Raw genomic sequence first — 19,283 nt, 5'->3', positions numbered from 1 at the left:
CGGTCAGCGGCCCGGAACCCGCGTTGTACTGCCGCAGCGCCTCGTCGAGGTGGTCTTCCAGGCCCATCGACCCGTTCGAGCTGCTGCCCGACGTGCCCTCGATCGCCGCGATCCGGTCCAGCCACACCGCGGTGGACAGGTTGGAGACCCGGCTGCCACCCGACACGGACGCCGCCTTCGCGCTCCACTCCGGGTTGACGTAACCACGCGCCCCCGCGTACGGGTTGTCGGCCTTGCCGCTCTGCGTGATGTCGTTGTCGATCTCGGTCACGGCCAGCGAGGCGCCGGTGTAGCCCGAGGCGGACGCCGCCACGGTCGCGGTGCCGTTGGTCTGGTCGCTGTCCTCGGCGGCGGAGATGGCGACGCTCACACCGGCGACCGCGTTCGACGGGGTCAGCGTGACCGACGACGGCGCACTGATGCTGGTGTCGCCGCTGCGGGCCAGGGCGACCGTCACGTTCGAGGTCGGCGCGGCGCTCAGCTTGACGGTGACCGACGAGCTGCTGCCCTCGGCGACGCTCACCGACGACGGCGTGATGATGATCGAGCGGGCCTGCGGGCTCGGGCTGGTGCTCGCGCTCGGCTGCGGGCTCGGGCTGTTGCTCGGGCCGGTGCTCGGCGACGGGGTCACGCCTCCCGTGGTGCAGGTGGTGTTGTTCAGCGTGAACGCGGTCGGCTTGGTGTTGGCCCCGCTCCAGCGGCCGTTGAAGCCGATGCTGGTCGACGCGCCCGTGCCGAGCGTGCCGTTGTAGGACAGGCTGGTGCCCGTGATGTTGGCGCCCGACTGCGCCCAGGTGGCCGACCAGCCGGGGGCGGTCAGCGTCTGGCCGGACGGGAACGCGAACTTCAGCGACCAGCTGGTGATCGGGTCGCCGGTGTTCTTGACCGTGATGGACGCGGTGAAGCCGCCGCTGCCGGGGGCCTCGGTCCAGTCGTTGGAGGTGTACGTGATGTCACAACCGGGCGCGGCGTGCGCGATCGCCGCGGGGAGCGTGACAAGGCCGGCGACCACGAGGGCGCTCGCACCGGTCAGCGCGACTACCTTGCGCCTTCCGGACAGCCTGATCGGGAATCTCATTGCCTTCTCCTTGGGCCGTTTCCGGATCCCCGGGCAGGGGTCCGGTGTGGACGCCGCAGAGACAGCCGGAAGAGGGCCGCGCCGAGACGCCACGGAGGTGGTGCGGGGTGCCCTGCCCGGCGGGCGGAACTGAAGGTGAACGCAGACGACCGGAACGCGGTCCGTGACAACGCCGTCCCGGTGTGACACCGGGTGCCCTCGGCGGTGAAATCGCGTGTGCTCCCTACGCGAGTGCGGTCATCGTCGCACACGAAACAAGCACGACACAACACCATGTGTCTATGCGTTGACCAGCGGTGAAAGTTTCAGTCGCGGTGGTTGAGCACGGCGGAGATCAGGCGCACGACGTCACTGTGCAGCGCGGCGAACCGGCCCTCGACGTCCTCGCCGGCCGACCCGGTGTACGGGTCGATCGCGTGCAGCAGCAGCTCGTTGATGCCGCCGACGATGGCCAGCGCCTGCCCCTGCGACAGCGGCCGCAGGTCGGGATCGCTGAGCCGGCCCACCTCGACGAGATCCACCAGGGTGCCCGCGAAGCGCTGCAGCGTCAGCTGGCGCAGCGTGAACGCGCGGTGCCCGGCCGCCTGCACCTCGATCAGCATGGTCCGGGTGAACGCGGGCATGGTCTCCAGCGCGCCGAGGTAGGCCGCCGCGCCGTCGCTGATCCGCTCCGGCCACGGCTGGTCGCCGGAGGCCGCCGCCCGGATGATCAGCATCAGCCGGTCGCAGACGTGTTCGTAGAGCGCCATCAGGCACTCTTCCTTGGCGGCGAAGTGCTCGTAGAAGGTGCGTTTGGAGACCCGGGCCAGCGCCACGATGTCGGCGATGGTGGTCGATGCGTAGCCCTTCTCGGCGACGCACGCCGCGAGTGCCGTGGTCAGGTCACGGCGGACCGATTCGGGCGTCCGGGTGGGGGCGGCCATGGCTCCTCCGCTGGTCGGGGCGAGTCAGGGTCGAATGGGTGCAGACTGTACCGGTGGCTCGTGACGATTTCGGGCCTTCCCCGCCCTGTTACCCGGTGGTAATTTCTCGGGCAAGGGCTGGTACCCATCGGTACCACGGAGGAGGTCACCCGTGAGCAGCGCGGATCGCCATACCCGCATCGCGATCATCGGGGCCGGGTTCGGCGGGATCGGCGCGGCGATCCGGCTGCGCGGCGCGGGCCACCGGGACTTCCTGGTCTTCGACCGGGGCGACGAGGTCGGCGGGACCTGGCGGGACAACTCCTACCCGGGCTGCGCCTGCGACGTGCCCTCGCACATGTACTCCTTCTCCTTCGCCCGCAACCCGGGCTGGAGCCGCAGCTTCTCACCGCAGCCGGAGATCTGGGCCTACCTGCGCCGCTGCGCCGACGGCATACGCCCGCACCTGCGGCTCGGGCACGAGGTGCACGCCGCCGCCTGGGACCCCGCCGCGCGGCTGTGGCGGATCGACACCTCCCACGGCGCGTACACGGCACAGGTGCTGGTCGCCGCGGGCGGGCCGCTCACCGAGCCGTCCATCCCGGACCTGCCGGGCCTGGCGGACTTCGGCGGCGAGACGTTCCACTCGGCGCGCTGGCGGCACGACCTCGACCTGACCGGGCGGCGGGTCGCCGTCATCGGCACCGGGGCCTCGGCGATCCAGTTCGTGCCGCAGATCGCGCCGCGGGTCGGCGCGCTGACGCTGTTCCAGCGCACCCCCGCCTGGGTGCTGCCGCGCCGCGACCGGCGCATCAGCGCCGTCGAGCGCCGGCTGTTCCGCTCCGCGCCGTTCACCCACTGGCTGCTGCGGGCCGGGGTGTACTGGGGACGCGAGCTGCAGGCCACCGCGTTCCTGCGCCCGGCGCTGATGCGGTTCGGCCAGGCCATGGCCCGCCGCCACCTGCGCCGGTCGATCGCCGACCCGGTGCTGCGCGAGCGGCTCACCCCCTCGTACACGATGGGTTGCAAGCGGGTCCTGCTGTCGAACGACTTCTATCCGGCGCTGGACCGCGCCAACGTGGACCTGGTGACCGAGCCGATCACCCGGGTCACCGCCGGCGGCGTCGTCACCGCGGACGGGCGCGAGCATCCCGCCGACACGATCGTGTTCGGCACCGGGTTCCACGTCACCGACCTGCCGATGGCGCAGACGATCCGGGGCGCCGACGGGCGCACGCTGGCCGAGCACTGGGCGGGCGGCATGTCCGCCTTCCGCGGCATCGCGGTCACCGGCTTCCCGAACCTGTTCCTGCTGCTCGGCCCGAACACCGGGCTCGGCCACAACTCGGTCGTCTTCATGATCGAGTGCCAGCTCACGTACGTGCTGGGCGCGCTGCGCCACCTCGACACCGCGGGCGTCGCCGCGATCGAGCCCCGACCGGACGCGCAGCGGGCCTACAACGCCGCGCTGGACCGCGCGATGGACGGCACGGTGTGGACCAGCGGCGGCTGCCGCAGCTGGTATCTCGACGCCGACGGCCGCAACTCCACCCTGTGGCCCGGCTACACCTGGTCCTACTGGCTGCGCACCCGCCGCTTCGACGCCGCCGCCTACCGGCCCGTGCCGGCCCGCACCCCCGCCGCCGAGGAGGCGCGATGAGCGAGCTTCGCGAGGAGCGAGCATGAGACGACCGCTGCGCGACCAGGTCGTGCTGATCACGGGCGCGGCCCGGGGCATCGGCGCGCACACCGCCCACTTGGCCGCCGCGCGTGGGGCCAGGCTGTCCCTGGTCGGGCTCGAGCCGGGCCGGCTGCGCGGGCTGGCCGGCGAACTCGACGGCGCGGCCTGGTACGAAGCCGACGTCACCGACTCGGCCGCGCTCGAAGCGGCCGTCGCCGGGACGCTGCGACGGTTCGGGCGCATCGACTGCGTGATCGCCAACGCGGGCATAGCGGGCCTGGGCACCGTCGCGACCGGTGACGTCGAGGCACTGGCCCGCACCGTCGAGGTGAACCTTATCGGGGTGATGCGCACAGCCGCCGCCACGGCCGCGCCGGTCATCGCCGCCCGCGGGTACTACCTGCTGGTCTCGTCGACGGCGGCGTTCACCGCGCTGCCGGGCATGTCGGCGTACTGCGCCGCGAAGGCCGGGGTGGAGCACTTCGGCAACGCGCTGCGGCTGGAGCTGGCCCATCACGGCGTCGCCGTCGGCACCGCCCACCCGGGCTGGGTGGACACCGACCTGGTCCGCGACGCCAAGGACGACCTCCCGGCGTTCCGGGCCGCGTTCGGCAGCCTACCCTGGCCGGTCGGGTCGACCAGCTCCGTCGAGCAGTGCGCGCGGGCGTTCGTCCACGGCGTCGAGCACCGGCGCAGGCGCGTCTACGTGCCGCGGGCCATCGCCGGGGTGCAGCTGCTGCGCACCGTGGTGAACAGCGCGTTCAGCGACCGGCTGGTGGGGCGGCGGTCGCGGTCGCTGGTGCCCCGACTGGAACAGGAGGTGGCGGCTCTGGGCCGGTCCTTCGGCGCGCACAGCGCGGAGACCCTCGACGGAGGAAGGTCATGATCGAGGTGGCGTACGAGCGCCGCGGCGCGGGCGAGCCCCTGGTGCTGATCCACGGCATCGGCCACCACTGGCGGGCCTGGGAGCCGGTGCTCGACCGGCTGGCCGAGCACCACGACGTGATCGCCATCGACCTGCCCGGCTTCGGCCGCTCGCCGGTGCCGTCCGGCGGAATGCCCGCCGACATGCCGCAGACCGTCGCCGCCGTCGCCCAGTGGCTCGACGAGCAGGGGCTGCGCCGCCCGCACGTGGCCGGCAACAGCCTCGGCGGCGCGATCGCCCTCGAACTGGCCGCGGCCGGGGTGGTCGCCTCGGCGACGGCGATCTCCCCGGCGGGTTTCTGGACGCGCCGGCACATGCGGTACGCCCTCACGGTGCTCACTGCGATGCGCTGGGGCACGTTGCTGCCGCAGCCGGTGGTACGGGCCAACATGCGGCCCTCCCGCACCCGGGCGCTCGCGTTCGCGATGCTGATGCGCCACCCCGGCCGGCTCGACGCCGAACGCGCGGTCGCCGACGCCCTGGCGCTGCGCGGCGCGGCCGGTTTCCGGCCGGTCGCGCGAGCCGCCGCCCGCGGCTACGAATTCCGCGGCGTGCCGTCCGTGCCGGTGACCGTGGCCTGGGGCGACCGCGACCGGATCCTGCTGCCGCGCCAGGCCGGGACCGCCCGCGAGCGGCTGCCGCAGGCCCGGCATGTGACCCTTCCGGGCTGCGGCCACGTGCCGATGAGCGACGACCCGGCCCTGCTCGCCGAGGTCATCCTCGCCACCACCGCCGCCACCACCGCCTGACCGCCACCAGCCGCCATCAGCCCTGCTCAGCTGCACCCGACCGTTAGGAAGGGCACCTTCTACATCGCGTGGCGATGGGAAGGTGCCCTTCCTTTGCTCGGGGCGGGTCAGGCGGCGAAGTCGAGGACGACTTTGATGTCGTCGGGTTGGTTTTCGAGGGCGGTGGCGTAGTCGGCGGCGGGAACGCGGCGGGTGATCAGGGCCGAGAGCCAGTCGGGGTCGGCGGACCGCAGGGCGTGCGCGGCCTCCTGCCAGTGGCGCAGGTTGGCGTTGACGGAGCCGAAGACGACGTTGTTCTCCAGGACCATGTCGCGGTTGAGGCCGCCGAGGTCGAGCGACAGTTTGCGGCCGCCACTGGACACGCCGGTGAGGCAGACCGTGCCGTTCGGGCCGACCTGGTCGATGACCTGCGCGATGACCGGCGGCGCGCCGGTGCACTCCAGGACCAGGTCGGGTGCGAAGTCCAGGTCGCAGACCTGGCCGGTGTGGTAGGTCGCGCCGAGGCCGGCGACCAGGTCGGGTTTGGGGCCGCCGGTGGAGCGGTCGAGCACATGCACCTCCAGGTCGCGCTGGCGGCCCATCAGCGCGGCCAGCAGGCCGATCGGGCCGGCGCCGGTGACCAGCACGGTCCGCGGTTCGTACCGGGCACGCAGGCCGATGCGCTCGATGTGCTCCCAGGCCTTGGCGACCACGCTGGTCGGCTCCAGCAGCATGCCCACCTCCAGCAGCGAGGCGTCCAGGCCGACCGCGAAGTCGGGCTCGACGCGCCAGCGCTCCCGGGCGAAGCCGTGCCGCTCCTTGATGCCGCACTCCACGTACCGGCCGTTGCGGCACATGTCCCACTCGCCGACCAGGCAGTTGACGCAGGGCACCGGGTCGGGCCGGCGCACGATGCCGGCCACGAGGTCGCCGGGCTGCCAGCGGCCGGAGTCGTCGGAGATGACCCGGCCCAGCGACTCGTGCCCGATCACCAGCCGGCTGTCCGGGCCGGGCGCGGTGCCGTACTCCGCCGCGACGATCTCGCGGTCGGTGCCGCACACGCCCACGGCTAGCGCCTGCACCAGCACCTGCCCCTCGGACTCGTCCGGTTCCGGCAGGTCGTCGACCCACTGGGCCGAGTCCGGGCGTCCCGCCTCGACGATCAAACCTCGCATATGCGTCACCCTAGGCTCGTTGCTCCGCGTGCGGCGGGCTTTCGCCCACCGGTCGGCCGTGTCCCCGATGCCCGGCTTGCCGGGTCTATCGGCCAGCGGCATACGCCGCTGCTCGCACGTGCGACAACACCGCGTGTAGTGCATCCTTTACGGCATGTCCACGGACCGCGCTCCCTTCGCCTACCCGCCCGCCGCCCGGCTGAACCTCGTGGAGCAGATCCACGGCCACCGGATCGCCGACCCCTACCGCTGGCTGGAGGACCCCGCCGACCCGGACACCGCGGCCTGGTCGCAGGCGCAGGACGAGCTGCTGGCCGAGCACCGGGCCGGCTGGTCCGAGCGCGCCGCGCTGCGCGACCGGCTGGCGCAGCTGCTCGCCGTCGGCGCGGTGACGGCCCCCGTCTGGTACGGCGAGCGCGGCTTCTTCCAGCGGCGCGCCGCCGCGCAGGACCACGCGGTGCTGCTGGTCATCGAACCGGACGGCGCCGAGCGGGTGCTGCTCGACCCGAACGCCGCCGACCCGACCGGCGCGACGACGCTCGACTGGTACTACCCGTCGCCGGAGGGCACGCTGCTGGCGTACGCGATGTCGGTGGGCGGCACCGAGGAGCCGCTGCTGCGGGTGCTGGACGTGGCCACCGGCGCGGTCGTGGACGGGCCGATCGACCGGATGCGGCACACCGCCATCGCCTGGCTGCCCGGCGGCGAGGCGTTCTACTACTCGCGCTTCCTCGCCCCCGGCGCGGTCGAGGGCGACGACCCGAAACTGCACCGCCGGGTGTACCTGCACCGGCTCGGCACCGACCCGGACACCGACCCGCTGATCCTCGGCGACGGCTCGCCCCGCGGCCGCTACTTCATGCCGCGCGTGTCCCGGGACGGCCGCTGGCTCACCATCAGCGAGACCCAGGGCACCGATCCGCGCAACGACCTGTGGCTGGCCGACCTGGCGGCGAGCCCGCCGGACGCGCCCGCGCTGCGCGCCGTGCAGCAGGGCGTCGACGCGATGACCCACGCGCACTTCCACGACGGCCTGGTCTACCTGCAGACCAACCGCGACGCGCCGCGGTGGCGGCTGTGCGTGGCCGACCCGGTCGACCTCGCGTACCCGAACTGGCGCGAGCTGATCGCCGAGGACCCCGGGGCGGTGCTGGAGGACTACGAGATCCTCGACGGCCCCGCGCTGCGGACGCCGGTGCTGCTGGTGGCGACGACCCGGCACGCGCTCAGCGAACTGACCGTGCACGAGCTGCACACCGGCGAGGAGGTCGCCAAGGTGGCGCTGCCCGGGGTGGGCAGCCTCGGCCCGCTCACGTCCCGCCGCGACGGCGGCCACGAGGCCTGGTTCAGCTACGGCGACCACACCACGCCCGGCACCGTGCACCGCTTCGACGCCCGCGACAACACGGTCGGCCTGTGGGCCCGCCCGCCCGGCGCGGCCGCGGTCGGCGACGTGGTCACCGAGCAGGTCACCTACACCTCCGCCGACGGCACCGACGTGCGCATGTTCGTCGTCGCGCCCGGCGCGCCCGCCACCGGCCCGCGGCCCACGCTGCTGTACGGCTACGGCGGCTTCAACATCTCGCTGACCCCCTGGTACTCGCCGATGGCCATCGCCTGGGCGGAGGCCGGCGGGGTGTGGGCGGTGGCGAACCTGCGCGGCGGCGGCGAGGAGGGCGAGCAGTGGCACCGCGACGGCATGCTCGCCCACAAGCAGAACGTCTTCGACGACTTCCACGCCGCCGCGGACTGGCTGGTCGCCTCGGGCACCACGACGCCGGGGCAGCTGGCGGTCATGGGCGGCTCCAACGGCGGCCTGCTCGTCGGGGCGGCGCTGACCCAGCGGCCGCAGGCGTACGCCGCGGTGGTCTGCTCCGCTCCGTTGCTGGACATGGTCCGCTACGAACTGTTCGGCCTCGGCTCGACCTGGGCCGGGGAGTACGGCACCGCCGACGACCCGGAGCAGCTCGGCTGGCTGCTGTCGTACTCGCCGTACCACCACGTGCACGAGGGCACGGACTATCCGGCCGTGCTGTTCACCGTGTTCGACGGCGACAGCCGGGTGGACCCGCTGCACGCCCGCAAGCTCGCGGCCGCGCTGCAGCACGCCACGACGAGCGGACGACCGGTGCTGCTGCGCCGGGAGGGCGACGTCGGACACGGCAACCGGTCGGTGTCGCGCACCCTGGACCTGTGCGCGGACGAGCTGGCGTTCCTGACGGCGTACACCCGCCGGCCCTGACGGCCGGCCGCGGGACGGCGGGCGATCTCTACGATCGGATCATGCCGCTGACGTTGCCGACCCATCCCGTCGCCGTCGTCCCGCTCAAGCTGTGGCGTCCCCGCTGGTTCGACGGTGTCGCGCTGGTGATCGGCACGGTCGCGCCCGACCTCGCCTTCGCCGCCGACGGTTACGGCGTGACGATCCACAGCCACGCGTGGCACGCGCCCCTGTGGTGGGCGCTGCCGCTGGCCGTCGTCGGCACCCGCCTGGTCCGGTGGGCCGCGCCGACGATCGCCGCACACCTGCCCGCGGGCGGGCCGCTGGCCCTGCGCGACTACGGCGCGCTGGGCCTGGCACGGCACCACTGGCTGATCACCGCGATCTCGGCGGTCATCGGTGCGGTCTGCCACATCGGCTGGGACGCGCTGACCCATCCGACCGTAGACGGCGGCCGGGTCCTCCTCCCGTTCCTGCATCGCCAGGCGGGGCCGGGTATGCCGTGGTGGGAGCTGCTGTCCATCGGCTCCAACCTGGCCGGTTTCGCGGCCGCCACGGCGCTGCTCGTCCACATCGGCCGGAAACGCCTGCTGCGGCGCTGGTACGGGTCGGCGGCGGCGGCGGACGTACCACGGCCGGCCCTATTCTGGACCGCGGTGGCCGTGGTGTTCGCACTCGGCCTGGCCTCGCTGCCGCTGCACCCGGTGCGGCTCGTGGGCGACCAGGCCGTGCGGGTGATGCTGTTCGCGGCGCTGGCGCTGCTCGCGGGTGCCGCAGCGGTGCAGGCACGTGCCGCGCGGACCACCGGGACGATCCACGTCCCCGACAGCAGTCACCCGTCAGGGCTGACGCCGGGGGTCCACCGCCAGGATCATGCACTCCCAGGTCTCGTCCCGGCGGTCGATGGATCCGAACGGCCAGCCGGGACCGGTCCACTGGCTGAGCAGCGCCGGGCCGCCGAACCGGCGGATGTCGACGTGCCGCGAGACCTGGCCTGAGCACCAGGCCAGGTCGTCGCCGGCGGCGTACAGGGCGCGCGCCGTGCCCGACCAGAACAGCGTGTCGCCGTGCTCGGCCACGGCGAGCCCGTGTTCGCGCCAGTCCCAGCCCCGCTCAGGATGGGGCGGCCGTGGCGACGGCACGCTCACCAGAGCAGCCCGGCTGGGATGCGGGCCGCGCCCGAGCCGGGTGCGCAGTGCGGTCCAGTGCGCGGGCCGCAGGACCACGTCCCTGCGCATGATCACCAGGTCGCCGAGGCCCTGCTCGTTCGACCAGTGCTCGGCGTACTCGTCGCGCGGGTTGCGCCGCAGCGGCACGTACACCGCCGAGTGCGGGCTCACCGCGGCGAACCGGAACAGCGCGCCGAGCCGCCACAGGTCCGCGCGGGACGCCGTCAGCGCACCCGTGTGCTGCCACAGCAGCAGGGTCTGGTAGGTGTCGCGCAGCGGCGGGTCCGGCACCACTACCCGGCGCAGCCCGGTCCGACCTGGCAACGCGTGCACGCGTACCCGCAGTGCCGTCCGCCTGCGCTGCATCTGACCTCCGTCGTGCCGCCGCGCACCCCCGTCGCTCGCAGCGACCCCATGGTATTGCCGGGCCGTGCTAGAAAATGCCGTGCCCACCACCCCTGAAACCCACCTGCAGCTCGCGCTGATGGCCTCGCGCCGGGTGCAGCAGTACCAGTCGGCCGCCAACGGCATCGCCGCGCTCGGCTTCGGCGGCACCGTGCTGCTGTGCGCGGTGGCGGCCACCGTCACGCAGCCCTTCCCCGGCGAACTCGTCCTGGCCGACCGGTTGGCCATCCTGATGTTCATGGCCTCGGTGCTGAGCGCGCTGAGCGCCATCGGCGTCAGCTACGCCCGCGCGTGGACGCGGTTTTACCACGCCGAGTCGGAGGGATGGCTCGACCAGGTGGTCCCGGCCGAAGAACGTGCGGCCGTCCACCGGCGGTTCCTCGCCGGCAACCCCACGCCGACCGCGCTGAGCGTCGTCTGGACCGCGACGCTCGCCGTGATGTCGCTGGCCACCGGCATCGTCGGCCTGCTGTTCCTCCCCTGGTCGGCCTAGGCGGCCGCACGCCGCGCCACCGCGGCGGGGAGAATCCCGGGCATGCCCTTCTCCCTGCGCACCGCCGACGCCGCCGACATCGAACCGGTGCTCGAGTTCTGGAAGACCGCCGCCGAGGACACCGACCGTGACGACGCCGGCGCGGCGGTGGCCGCGCTGCTGGCCCGCGACCCCGGGGCGCTGCTGCTGGCCGTGGACGGCGACGAGATCGTCGGCTCGCTGATCGCCGGCTGGGACGGCTGGCGCTGCCACCTCTACCGGTACGCGGTGCACCCGGACCGCCGCCGCCAGGGCATCGGGCGGGCCCTGCTCGACGCCGCCGAGCAGCGCTTCGCGGCCCTGGGCGGGCAGCGCGCCGACGCGATGGTGCTCGACGACAACGAGCTCGCCGCCCCGGCGTGGACCGCCGCCGGATACCGGCCGCAGCCGCAGTGGTCCCGCTGGGTCAAACCGCTGACCGCCCGCTGACGGCACGGGACGGCAGCGTGGCCGTCCCGTGTTTAGGATCATGGGATGCGTCCACCCCTCGACCGCATCGCCCTCATCTCCGACGTGCACGGCAACCTCACCGCGCTGGAGGCCGTGCTCGACGACATCGACGCCCGCGGCATCAGCCGCGTCTTCAACCTCGGCGACTACGTCGGGAAGGGACCGCGCGGGCGCGAAGTCATCGAGATCTGCCGTACCCGGTGCGAGGTCAACATCCTCGGCAACTGGGACGACTTCCTGCCCGACCCTGACCGGGCCTACGACAGCCCGGCGCTGGCGTGGTGGCTGGCGCAGCTGGGCCCGGGGCAGGGCGAGTGGCTGCGGGCGCTGCCGTTCAGCCACGACTTCCTGATGAGCGGGCGGCGGGTGCGGCTGTACCACGCGTCGTCGGACTCGGTGCACCACCGCGTGCGGTTCGACCACGACGAGGCGGAGTTCCTGTCGATGTTCGCCAACACCCCGGCGACCGGCGACGGACCCGAGCCCACGGTCGTCGGGTACGGCGACACCCACGACCCGTACTACGAGGTCGACCGCGCCCGGCGCACCCTGTTCAACACCGGCAGCGTCGGCAACGCCATGGACGACCCCACTCCCGTGTACGTGATCCTGGAGGGTGTCTTCGGGTCCGAGGCCGAGGCCCCGTTCTCGATCCAGTTCGTGCGGGTGCCTTACGACGTGCAGGCCGAGCTGGCGGTGGCCCGGGAGACGGGCATGCCCGAGTACACCGGGTACGAGTCGGAGATCCTGCACGGCGTGTACCGCGGCGAGATGAACGAACCCGGCGGACCCGGCTACCACCGCCGCCCGCGGGAAGCCGCCCCGCCGGCGAGCGCCGGCTGAGCCGTCGGCGCACTCCCCCGGCCGGAAAAGTCCACGCCGCGCAGTCTGCCGGGTCGCTACTGTCGTGCCCGTGACCAGCTTTCCTGCCGCAGCGCGCCGGGTACGGACCACGGAGCTCGACCTGTTGCAGCGGATGCACATGCTGCGCGAATGCGTCGTCAAGTTCCCGCCGTACGGCTTCCGCGCGACCTGGCACCACCTGCTGGTCAGCGCCGCCATGCCGCAGCGGCTCGGGGACGACCCGGAGGCACTGGTCCGCGCTGTGGACGAACTGTCCGAGGCGCGTGCCCTCTGGACCGCCGAGCAGTCGGCGTACTCCGCCCGGCGCCTCGCGGAGAAAGCGGACGGGCGGCGCGCGGCGCGCAAGGCCGACGCCTGGCACACGTGGGGCAGGTACCGGCTCGCCTACTGCCCGGATCCCGAACTGCACCCGACGGACCGGCTGCCGGTGGTCGTCGCGCGCCTCATCACCGCCTACCGCTCCGGCGAGGACTGGTCCGACACGTGCCCGCTCTGCGGGTCGCGCTTCGAGCAGCAGCCCTGCCGCCGGTGCGGCATCGAACCATGCGGCCCGCCGAACTTCCCGGTCCGCGAGTCGGAGGTCGAGGCGGCGCACCGGTTCCGGCAGATCTGGCGGCGCACCGGCGTCGGCGGGCCCGGCGGCGGGATCGTGGACTTCGCGGGCGGCCGGCTGGCCGCGCTGCGCCTGGGGCGGCGGCTGGTCACCGAGGTCACCGCGTCGGCACCGGGTCGCCGCGCGTTCGTCGACATCACCCCCGACCTCACCGAGCACGACGAGTCCGCCCGCCGCCGCGGCTGGGAATGCCGCAACAGGTACCGGTCGTTCCGGATCACGCACTGGGAGTACGACGAGCGGTTGCTGTCCACCGACGATTACGACGTCTGCGCCGTACTCGTCCGGAAGGCCGTCGCCGCCGACGAGACGGCACTGGTCGCCTTGCTGGCCGACTGGGACCTGCGACCGGGCCGGTTCGACCACGCCGGGAACACCGCCGACCCGTGCCGACCGGCGCTGCCGCGGACCCACGACGACCCGCCGGCGGGCTAGCCTGTGCGGCGTGCACATCCTCGACGATCCGGCGGTGAGCCGACCGCTGCGGCAGTTGCTCTCCCGGGCGGACCGGAGGGACCCGACGCCCGAGGAGGTGATCCGCGCGCAGGCGCGGGCCGTCGGCACGGCCGGTCGGGTGAGCAGGCCCCCGGCGGAGGTCGTCGAAGCGATGGTCGGGTTCGAGCACCGTTTCGGGGGCATCGCCTACAAGCTCATCGTCGGCAACCCCATAACGTACGGACTGAACGGCAGACCGACAGCCCGCGCCGCCGAGCAGGGCTGGGCGTTCAAAGGAATCGTGGACGGGGACCTGACCTGGGGTCTCGATGTGCTGGCCGACGGCCGTGTCGCCGTCGACTTCGGCGAGACCGTCCCTTACCGGGTCCTGTGCCGCAGTGTCGAGCAACGCCTCGAGAACGACGCGTTGCTGGCGGAGCTGCGTCATCGGCCCCACCGCAGCTTCGAGTTCAGGGTCCCGAACGACGTCGTGCCGCCGATCACCGGAATCGGGCTACCGCCGGTGTGCACGGAAGCCTGCGGCCCGGGACTGCTCTGGTGGGTCGGCGACGAGCTGGCCTTCTTCGCGGAACTGGGCAGCTGGATCCACGAGGGCATGGATCGGTGGAATCTGTGGGCGTTCGCCCTGCGTGCCACCGAGGTCCCCGATGCGCGGGAGGTGCCTGCCTTCGGCACGCTCCAGCCCGCCGAGTCCGACTGGTGCTACCTGTGCGGTGAGCCGTCGGCGGCTGGGCGGCCGTGCGCGCCCGCTCTGGCGAATTGATTTGAGCGCCTTGAAATCATGGACGTCATGACCGAGCGCAAGCCGATGATCGCGGTTCTGACCGGGGCGGGCATCTCCACCGATTCCGGGATCCCGGACTTTCGTGGACCCCAGGGCGTGTGGACCCGGGATCCGGCCGCCGAGAAGATGTTCACCTACGAGTACTACATGTCCGATCCCGCCGTGCGCCGCGCGTCGTGGCGGGCCCGCGCCGACAACGCGGCGTGGACCGCTCAGCCCAACCCCGCGCATCTGGCCCTGGTCGAGCTGGAGCGGGCGGGCTTCCCGGTACGCATCATCACGCAGAACATCGACGGCCTGCACCAGAAGGCGGGCTCGACCCCGCGCAAGGTGCTGGAGCTGCATGGCACCATGTTCACGGTGCGCTGCATGGGCTGCGGCGAGCGCGGCACCATGCGTGACGCCCTGGACCGGGTCGAGGCCGGCGACCCGGACCCGGCCTGCCTGTCCTGCGGCGGCATCCTCAAGGCCGGCACGGTCATGTTCGGCGAGAACCTGGACGGCGAGACACTCGCCCAGGCCGGCGCGATCGCCAAGGCCTGCCGCGTCTTCTGGGCGGTCGGCACCTCGCTGATGGTCCAGCCCGCCGCCTCCCTCTGCGCCATCGCCATGACCGAGGGAGCCAAGACCACCATCGTCAACGCCCAGCCCACCCCCTACGACCCCGTCGCCGACGAGGTGATCCGCGACCCCATCGGCGAAGCCCTCCCCCGCATGGTCGCCGCCCTCATCGCCGCCCACCCGTCCTGACCATCACGACGATCTTGCGCGAACTGTTGGGCATTTGCCCGTCGCGGGCGTGTCGTACCCACAGTCCACGCAAGATCGTCGTGATCAGCGGGTCGATACTCGGTCGTTGGGGAGCGATCTTGGCGGTACTGTGTCCGACCATGGCCGCTGCCTTGGAGCTCTACCTCGACCCCGTCGCGACCGCGCGGCTGCGTACCCTCTGGAACGCGCTGGAGGCCGAGGGGGTGCCCACTCTGCGCGATCTCACCCATCGCAAGCACCGGCCGCATCTGTCCATCACCAGCGCGGACGCGCTCGACGGGCCCGCGGTCGAGGCGGCGCTGCGCGGGCTGGCGATCGCGCCGCCGATCCGGCTCACGTTCGACCACATCGGGCAGTTCCTGGGCCGCGTGCTCTGGCTCGGGCCGGTGCCGACCGCCGAGCTGCTGGCCCACCACGCGGCGGTGCACGGGCGGCTGACCGCGGCGGGCATCGAGACCGGATCGTTCTACCAGCCCGGGGCCTGGGTGCCGCACTGCACGCTGTCCATGCGCGTGCCGCTGGTGAAGATGACCGACGCCATCCGCCTCTGCCTGGACATGCTCCCGCTGGAGGCCACCATCACCGGCGCGGCCGTCGCCGACCACGCCCGCGACCTGTACCACCCGCTCCCCGCCGCCTGAACGAAAGAAGGGCACCTTCACATCGCTATGCGATGCAGAAGGTGCCCTTCTTACCTTTCGGTGTCTTGACCTGCGGATATCCGGGCGGGTCAGCGCTGGACGCGGGCGCCGGCGCCGGCTATCAGGGCTTCGACCTCGGAGCGGGTCGCCATCGAGGTGTCGCCGGGGGTCGTCATCGCCAGCGCGCCGTGGGCGGCGCCGTACTCGACCGCGCGGCCCAGGTCGCCGGTGGTGAGCAGGCCGAAGATCAGGCCGCTGGCGAAGCTGTCGCCGCCGCCGACCCGGTCCATGATCTCCAGGCCGGGGCGGTGCGTGGCGTGCGCGAAGCCGTCGCGGCTCCAGGCGACCGCGCCCCAGTCGTTGACCGTCGCGCTGCGCACGGTGCGCAGCGTCGTGGCGACCACCTTGAAGTTGTCGTACTCCTGCACGACCTGGCCGATCATCTTCTCGAAGTTCTCGGCTTCCAGGTCGGACAGGTCCTCGGACGTGCCGGGCACCTCGAAGCCGAGGCTGGCGGTGAAGTCCTCCTCGTTGCCGATCATCACGTCGACGTAGCGGGCCAGCCGCCGGTTGACCTCCTGCGCCCGCGCCTTGCCGCCGATCGCCTTCCACAGGCTGGGGCGGAAGTTGAGGTCGTACGAGATGACGGTGCCGTGCCGGCGGGCGGCCGCCATCGCCGCCTCGATCACGTCGGGCGTGGTGTCGGACAGCGCCGCGTAGATGCCGCCGGTGTGGAACCAGCGCACACCCAGCGTGCCGAACAGGTGCTCCCAGTCCACGTCCTCGGGGCGCAGCTGCCCGGCGGCGGTGTGGCCCCGGTCGGAGACGCCGACCGCGCCGCGTACGCCGAAGCCGCGCTCGGTGAAGTTGAGTCCGTTGCGCACGGTGCGGCCGATGCCGTCGTACGGCAGCCACTTCACCAGCGAGGTGTCCACGCCGCCGGTGAGGATCATGTCCTCCAGCAGCCGGCCCACCTCGTTGTCGGCGAAAGCGCTGACCAATGCGGTACGCAAACCGAAGCACCGGCGCAACCCGCGCGCGACGTTGTACTCCCCGCCGCCCTCCCAGGCGCGGAACGAGCGCGCGGTGCGCACCCGGCCCTCGCCCGGGTCGAGCCGGAGCATCACCTCGCCGAGCGAGACCAGGTCGTAGCGGCAGTCCTCAGCCGGGCGGACGTCAACGGGCATCGGAGCCTCCTTCGGGCTCAGCCGGGCGGGTCGCCGCGACGGCCGCGGCGGTGCGCCGGGTGATCTCGGCGTAGTCCCCGGCGGCCAGCAGATCCGCGGCGACCATCCAGGTGCCGCCGACGGCGAGCACCGCCGGCACGGCCAGGTAGGCGGCCAGGTTGGCGGTGGTCACCCCGCCGGTGGGCACGAAGCGCACGCTGGGGAACGGCGCGGACAGCGCCTTGACCATCGCAGCGCCGCCGAGCTGCTCGGCCGGGAAGAACTTCACCGCCTCCAGGCCCGCCTCCAGGGCCATCTGGATCTCGGTCGGGGTGGCCACGCCGGGGAACACGGGCACGCCGAGGTCCTGGCAGCGGCGGACCACCGCGGCGCTGAAACCGGGGCAGACCACGTAGCGGGCGCCGGCCTCGACGGCCCGTTCGGCCTGCTCGGGGTTCAGCACGGTGCCCGCGCCGACCAGCAGGTCCGACGAGGCCGCGAGCCGCTTGATCGCCTCCAGCGCGGCGGGGGTGCGCAGGGTGACCTCGATGGAGCGGAGCCCGCCCGTCGAGATCGCGGCGGCCAGCGGTTCGGCGGCGGAGGCGTCGGGGAGGATGACCACCGGCAGCAGCCGGTCACCGGCGAGCAGCCGGACGATGTCAGATGAACGTTCATGTTGGTGAACAGCAGTCACGTATGTGACCATAGTGGCGGACGAAGGGATTGGCAATGAACCAGCAGGGGGCCGACCGCCCGCCGGTGAAGTCCGCCGACCGCACCCTGGAGCTGCTGGAGGCGCTCGCCGCCGGCGGCCCGCGCGGGCTGGTCGAGCTGTCCCGTGACCTGGACATCCCCAAGAGCAGCCTGCACGGTCTGCTGCGCACGATGGCCCAGCGCGGCTGGGTCGAGACCGACGCCACCGGCACCCGCTTCGGCCTCGGCCTACGCGCGCTGCAGGTCGGTGCGACCTATCTGGACAGCGACGACTCGGTCGGGCTGGTCAACGCCACCCTGGACGCCCTGTCGACCCGCTTCGGCGAGACCGTGCACCTGGGTCGGCTCGACGGGCCGAACGTCGTTTACATAGCGAAACGCGAGTCGGCGCATCCGCTGCGGCTGTTCAGCGCGATCGGCCGCCGGCTGCCCGCCCACGCCACCGCGCTGGGCAAGGCGCTGCTGGCCGTGCGACCCGACGACGAGGTCGACCGGCTGCTCGACTGGCCCCTGGCCGCGCTCACCCCGCACACCCTCACCACGCCGGAGGCCCTGCACGCCGAGCTGGCGCGGGTGCGCGAGGCCGGCCACGCCGAGGACCGCGAGGAGAACACCGAGGGCATCATGTGCCTGGCCGTCGCCGTGCCGCTGCGTACGCCCGCCGTCGACGCGATCAGCGTCTCCGTCCCGCTGGCCCGCCTGCGCGAATCCACGGTCACCGAGATCGTCGCCGACCTCCACCGCCACGCCACCCAACTCCGCGCCGCCGCCCACCTGCTGCCCTAGGCGGACCACGCCACGATCAACGGACTTGCCCGGCACCTGTGCGTATCTTGAAAGCGGATACGCACAGGTGCCGGGCAAGTCTGGCGATCTTGAACGAACGGCGGGCGGTCAGGCGCCGAGGGCGGACTTGACCTTGGCGATGGCGGCGGTCTCGGTGTCCTTGACGCCACCGGAGGCGTTGGCGACCTGGTCGCAGGCGGCGGTGATCACCGAGCGGAACTCGGTCAGGTCCTGCGGTGACTTGGCCTGCAGGATGCCCGTCGACTGCTGCAGGGCGGTGAGCACACCGGACTCCAGCTCGGCCGGGGAGCCCTTGGGGATCTCGGGCAGGCCGCCGGACTTGAAGACGCTCTGCAGCTCGGGCGACGCGCCGGCGAGCGCCTTGGCGCCCGCGATGCTCTCCTTGAAACTCGCGAAGAAGCCGGGGTCGGCATGGGATACCAGGAAGACCGCCCCGAAGGCCGCGGTGCGCAGGGTCTGGCGTTCTTGATCGGTGTATTCCGTCATGCGGCACATTCTGGACGAACGCCGCCAGCACCTGGAGGCATTTCACCGCTTTTGCCTCAGCCGTTCGGCCGACCCCCTAGGGTCGAGGAAGAGTGTCCAAGCACCGAGTACGGGGGTAACGGGAAATGGCAGTCGACCTCAACCAGATCATGAAGCTGATGAGCGACCCGCAGATCCAGAGCCTGCTCAAGGGTCTGTTCAGCCAGATGTCCGGTGGCGGAGGCGGTGGCGGTCAGGCGAACCTCAGCGGTCTGGTGGATCAGCTCAGCCGTTCAGGCCTCGGCCCCCAGGTGCAGTCCTGGGTCGGTACCGGCAAGAACGAGACCGTGACCGGCGCGCAGCTGCAGCAGGCGCTGGGTGGCGGCACGCTCGAGCAGGTGGCCCAGCAGGCCGGCACCACGCCGCGCCAGGCCGCCGACGACCTCGCCAAGGTGCTGCCCGAGATCGTCAACCAGGCGACCCCGCAGGGCCAGCTGCCCGACCCGCAGCAACTCCAGCAGATGATGGGCAAGCTCTTCGGCCAGTGACCCGGCCAAACCACCTGCACCAGCGCCCGCCCGGCCCCGCCGAGCGGGCGCTCCACGTCTCCCCCGCCCCGCCCCGCCCCTTCCCGCCGCAACTCTTAAAGAGTCGCGGCATAAGAAGGCTCAGGTAGGCGCGACTCTTTAAGAGTTGCGGCAGGCGCGGGCGGGCCGCGCGCGGCCGGGGCGGCCGG

Annotated in this window: 20 protein-coding genes; 14 read left to right on the top strand and 6 right to left on the bottom strand. The window is 72.6% G+C overall.

Annotation, left to right across the window (positions count from 1 at the left end):
• Both ACFQO7_RS32945 and ACFQO7_RS32940 read right to left on the bottom strand, forming a co-directional pair.
• A partial coding sequence (locus ACFQO7_RS32945; RefSeq protein ID WP_376810054.1) for a cellulose binding domain-containing protein occupies positions 1 to 1,078 on the bottom strand: 1,078 nt, incomplete at its 3' end.
• Positions 1,079 to 1,383: 305 nt separating this feature from the next.
• A complete protein-coding gene (locus tag ACFQO7_RS32940; RefSeq protein WP_360534525.1) occupies positions 1,384 to 2,001 on the bottom strand; it encodes a TetR/AcrR family transcriptional regulator in 618 nt (205 codons plus the stop codon).
• A gap of 151 nt (positions 2,002 to 2,152) precedes the next feature.
• On the opposite strand from ACFQO7_RS32940, the gene ACFQO7_RS32935 reads away from it, so the two are divergent.
• Genes ACFQO7_RS32935 through ACFQO7_RS32925 form a run of 3 tightly spaced genes read left to right on the top strand, consistent with a single transcriptional unit; the run spans position 2,153 to position 5,335 of the window.
• Positions 2,153 to 3,640: a flavin-containing monooxygenase gene (locus ACFQO7_RS32935; RefSeq protein WP_376810053.1), complete on the top strand. Its 1,488-nt coding sequence runs from the start codon at positions 2,153 to 2,155 to the stop codon at positions 3,638 to 3,640.
• Between the two features lie 22 nt (positions 3,641 to 3,662).
• Positions 3,663 to 4,547 (top strand): SDR family oxidoreductase, encoded by an 885-nt coding sequence (locus tag ACFQO7_RS32930; RefSeq protein WP_376810052.1) that lies wholly within the window; start codon positions 3,663 to 3,665, stop codon positions 4,545 to 4,547.
• Positions 4,544 to 5,335, top strand: coding sequence for an alpha/beta fold hydrolase (locus ACFQO7_RS32925; protein WP_376810051.1), 792 nt, complete (start codon positions 4,544 to 4,546; stop codon positions 5,333 to 5,335). The genes ACFQO7_RS32930 and ACFQO7_RS32925 overlap by 4 nt, the downstream gene beginning before the upstream one ends.
• Positions 5,336 to 5,442: 107 nt before the next feature.
• Here ACFQO7_RS32925 and ACFQO7_RS32920 read toward each other — a convergent pair whose 3' ends face one another.
• Positions 5,443 to 6,489 carry a glucose 1-dehydrogenase gene (locus ACFQO7_RS32920; protein ID WP_376810050.1) on the bottom strand — a complete coding sequence of 349 codons (1,047 nt, stop codon included), beginning with the start codon at positions 6,487 to 6,489 and terminating at the stop codon, positions 5,443 to 5,445.
• Between the two features lie 154 nt (positions 6,490 to 6,643).
• Here ACFQO7_RS32920 and ACFQO7_RS32915 point away from each other — a divergent pair, with 154 nt between their 5' ends.
• The 9 genes from ACFQO7_RS32915 (at position 6,644) to ACFQO7_RS32875 (ending at position 15,395) form a co-directional block, all read left to right on the top strand.
• Positions 6,644 to 8,731 carry a prolyl oligopeptidase family serine peptidase gene (locus ACFQO7_RS32915; RefSeq protein ID WP_376810049.1) on the top strand — a complete coding sequence of 696 codons (2,088 nt, stop codon included), beginning with the start codon at positions 6,644 to 6,646 and terminating at the stop codon, positions 8,729 to 8,731.
• Positions 8,732 to 8,772: 41 nt separating this feature from the next.
• Positions 8,773 to 9,708, top strand: coding sequence for a DUF4184 family protein (locus ACFQO7_RS32910; protein ID WP_376810048.1), 936 nt, complete (start codon positions 8,773 to 8,775; stop codon positions 9,706 to 9,708).
• Between the two features lie 616 nt (positions 9,709 to 10,324).
• Positions 10,325 to 10,777, top strand: a complete 453-nt coding sequence (locus ACFQO7_RS32905; protein WP_376810047.1) for a hypothetical protein — start codon at positions 10,325 to 10,327, stop codon at positions 10,775 to 10,777.
• Between the two features lie 42 nt (positions 10,778 to 10,819).
• The gene (locus ACFQO7_RS32900) at positions 10,820 to 11,245 is read left to right on the top strand and encodes a GNAT family N-acetyltransferase (RefSeq protein WP_376810046.1); all 426 of its coding nucleotides are present in this window, start codon (positions 10,820 to 10,822) and stop codon (positions 11,243 to 11,245) included.
• Between the two features lie 45 nt (positions 11,246 to 11,290).
• Positions 11,291 to 12,109, top strand: a complete 819-nt coding sequence (locus tag ACFQO7_RS32895; RefSeq protein ID WP_376810045.1) for a metallophosphoesterase family protein — start codon at positions 11,291 to 11,293, stop codon at positions 12,107 to 12,109.
• Positions 12,110 to 12,179: 70 nt separating this feature from the next.
• On the top strand, positions 12,180 to 13,178 hold the full coding sequence (locus ACFQO7_RS32890; RefSeq protein WP_376810044.1) for a hypothetical protein: 999 nt from the start codon (positions 12,180 to 12,182) through the stop codon (positions 13,176 to 13,178).
• A gap of 10 nt (positions 13,179 to 13,188) precedes the next feature.
• Positions 13,189 to 13,962 (top strand): hypothetical protein, encoded by a 774-nt coding sequence (locus tag ACFQO7_RS32885; RefSeq protein ID WP_376810043.1) that lies wholly within the window; start codon positions 13,189 to 13,191, stop codon positions 13,960 to 13,962.
• 27 nt (positions 13,963 to 13,989) lie between these two features.
• Positions 13,990 to 14,733, top strand: a complete 744-nt coding sequence (locus tag ACFQO7_RS32880; RefSeq protein ID WP_376810042.1) for an SIR2 family NAD-dependent protein deacylase — start codon at positions 13,990 to 13,992, stop codon at positions 14,731 to 14,733.
• Positions 14,734 to 14,873: 140 nt separating this feature from the next.
• Positions 14,874 to 15,395 (top strand): 2'-5' RNA ligase family protein, encoded by a 522-nt coding sequence (locus ACFQO7_RS32875; protein WP_360534551.1) that lies wholly within the window; start codon positions 14,874 to 14,876, stop codon positions 15,393 to 15,395.
• Positions 15,396 to 15,484: 89 nt separating this feature from the next.
• Here the strand turns inward: ACFQO7_RS32875 and ACFQO7_RS32870 are convergent, their stop codons facing one another.
• Both ACFQO7_RS32870 and ACFQO7_RS32865 read right to left on the bottom strand, forming a co-directional pair.
• Complete coding sequence (locus ACFQO7_RS32870) at positions 15,485 to 16,582, bottom strand: sugar kinase (RefSeq protein WP_376810041.1); 1,098 nt, start codon at positions 16,580 to 16,582, stop codon at positions 15,485 to 15,487.
• Positions 16,572 to 17,255, bottom strand: coding sequence for a bifunctional 4-hydroxy-2-oxoglutarate aldolase/2-dehydro-3-deoxy-phosphogluconate aldolase (locus ACFQO7_RS32865; RefSeq protein WP_376810040.1), 684 nt, complete (start codon positions 17,253 to 17,255; stop codon positions 16,572 to 16,574). The genes ACFQO7_RS32870 and ACFQO7_RS32865 overlap by 11 nt, the downstream gene beginning before the upstream one ends.
• 35 nt (positions 17,256 to 17,290) lie before the next feature.
• Here ACFQO7_RS32865 and ACFQO7_RS32860 point away from each other — a divergent pair, with 35 nt between their 5' ends.
• A complete protein-coding gene (locus ACFQO7_RS32860) occupies positions 17,291 to 18,061 on the top strand; it encodes an IclR family transcriptional regulator (RefSeq protein WP_376810039.1) in 771 nt (256 codons plus the stop codon).
• Positions 18,062 to 18,169: 108 nt separating this feature from the next.
• Here ACFQO7_RS32860 and ACFQO7_RS32855 read toward each other — a convergent pair whose 3' ends face one another.
• On the bottom strand, positions 18,170 to 18,568 hold the full coding sequence (locus tag ACFQO7_RS32855; RefSeq protein ID WP_376810038.1) for a hypothetical protein: 399 nt from the start codon (positions 18,566 to 18,568) through the stop codon (positions 18,170 to 18,172).
• A gap of 125 nt (positions 18,569 to 18,693) precedes the next feature.
• On the opposite strand from ACFQO7_RS32855, the gene ACFQO7_RS32850 reads away from it, so the two are divergent.
• Positions 18,694 to 19,095 carry a YidB family protein gene (locus ACFQO7_RS32850; RefSeq protein WP_376810037.1) on the top strand — a complete coding sequence of 134 codons (402 nt, stop codon included), beginning with the start codon at positions 18,694 to 18,696 and terminating at the stop codon, positions 19,093 to 19,095.
• The last annotated feature ends 188 nt before the right edge of the window (positions 19,096 to 19,283 follow it).

The organism is Catellatospora aurea, from assembly GCF_042663325.1.
GTDB classification, from domain to species: Bacteria; Actinomycetota; Actinomycetes; order Mycobacteriales; family Micromonosporaceae; genus Catellatospora; species Catellatospora aurea.
Note: the sequence above shows the minus strand (reverse complement) of the source record. Positions and strands in the feature narration are given on the sequence as shown.

Bases quoted from the DNA above. Each gene is read 5' to 3' on its own strand.
- ACFQO7_RS32900 (WP_376810046.1), top strand. From the start codon at position 10,820: ATGCCCTTCTCCCTGCGCACCGCCGACGCCGCCGACATCGAACCGGTG.
- ACFQO7_RS32895 (WP_376810045.1), top strand. From the start codon at position 11,291: ATGCGTCCACCCCTCGACCGCATCGCCCTCATCTCCGACGTGCACGGC.
- ACFQO7_RS32860 (WP_376810039.1), top strand. From the start codon at position 17,291: ATGAACCAGCAGGGGGCCGACCGCCCGCCGGTGAAGTCCGCCGACCGC.
- ACFQO7_RS32875 (WP_360534551.1), top strand. From the start codon at position 14,874: ATGGCCGCTGCCTTGGAGCTCTACCTCGACCCCGTCGCGACCGCGCGG.
- ACFQO7_RS32880 (WP_376810042.1), top strand. From the start codon at position 13,990: ATGACCGAGCGCAAGCCGATGATCGCGGTTCTGACCGGGGCGGGCATC.
- ACFQO7_RS32850 (WP_376810037.1), top strand. From the start codon at position 18,694: ATGGCAGTCGACCTCAACCAGATCATGAAGCTGATGAGCGACCCGCAG.
- ACFQO7_RS32910 (WP_376810048.1), top strand. From the start codon at position 8,773: ATGCCGCTGACGTTGCCGACCCATCCCGTCGCCGTCGTCCCGCTCAAG.
- ACFQO7_RS32915 (WP_376810049.1), top strand. From the start codon at position 6,644: ATGTCCACGGACCGCGCTCCCTTCGCCTACCCGCCCGCCGCCCGGCTG.
- ACFQO7_RS32870 (WP_376810041.1), bottom strand. From the start codon at position 16,582: ATGCCCGTTGACGTCCGCCCGGCTGAGGACTGCCGCTACGACCTGGTC.
- ACFQO7_RS32940 (WP_360534525.1), bottom strand. From the start codon at position 2,001: ATGGCCGCCCCCACCCGGACGCCCGAATCGGTCCGCCGTGACCTGACC.
- ACFQO7_RS32855 (WP_376810038.1), bottom strand. From the start codon at position 18,568: ATGACGGAATACACCGATCAAGAACGCCAGACCCTGCGCACCGCGGCC.
- ACFQO7_RS32920 (WP_376810050.1), bottom strand. From the start codon at position 6,489: ATGCGAGGTTTGATCGTCGAGGCGGGACGCCCGGACTCGGCCCAGTGG.
- ACFQO7_RS32930 (WP_376810052.1), top strand. From the start codon at position 3,663: ATGAGACGACCGCTGCGCGACCAGGTCGTGCTGATCACGGGCGCGGCC.
- ACFQO7_RS32925 (WP_376810051.1), top strand. From the start codon at position 4,544: ATGATCGAGGTGGCGTACGAGCGCCGCGGCGCGGGCGAGCCCCTGGTG.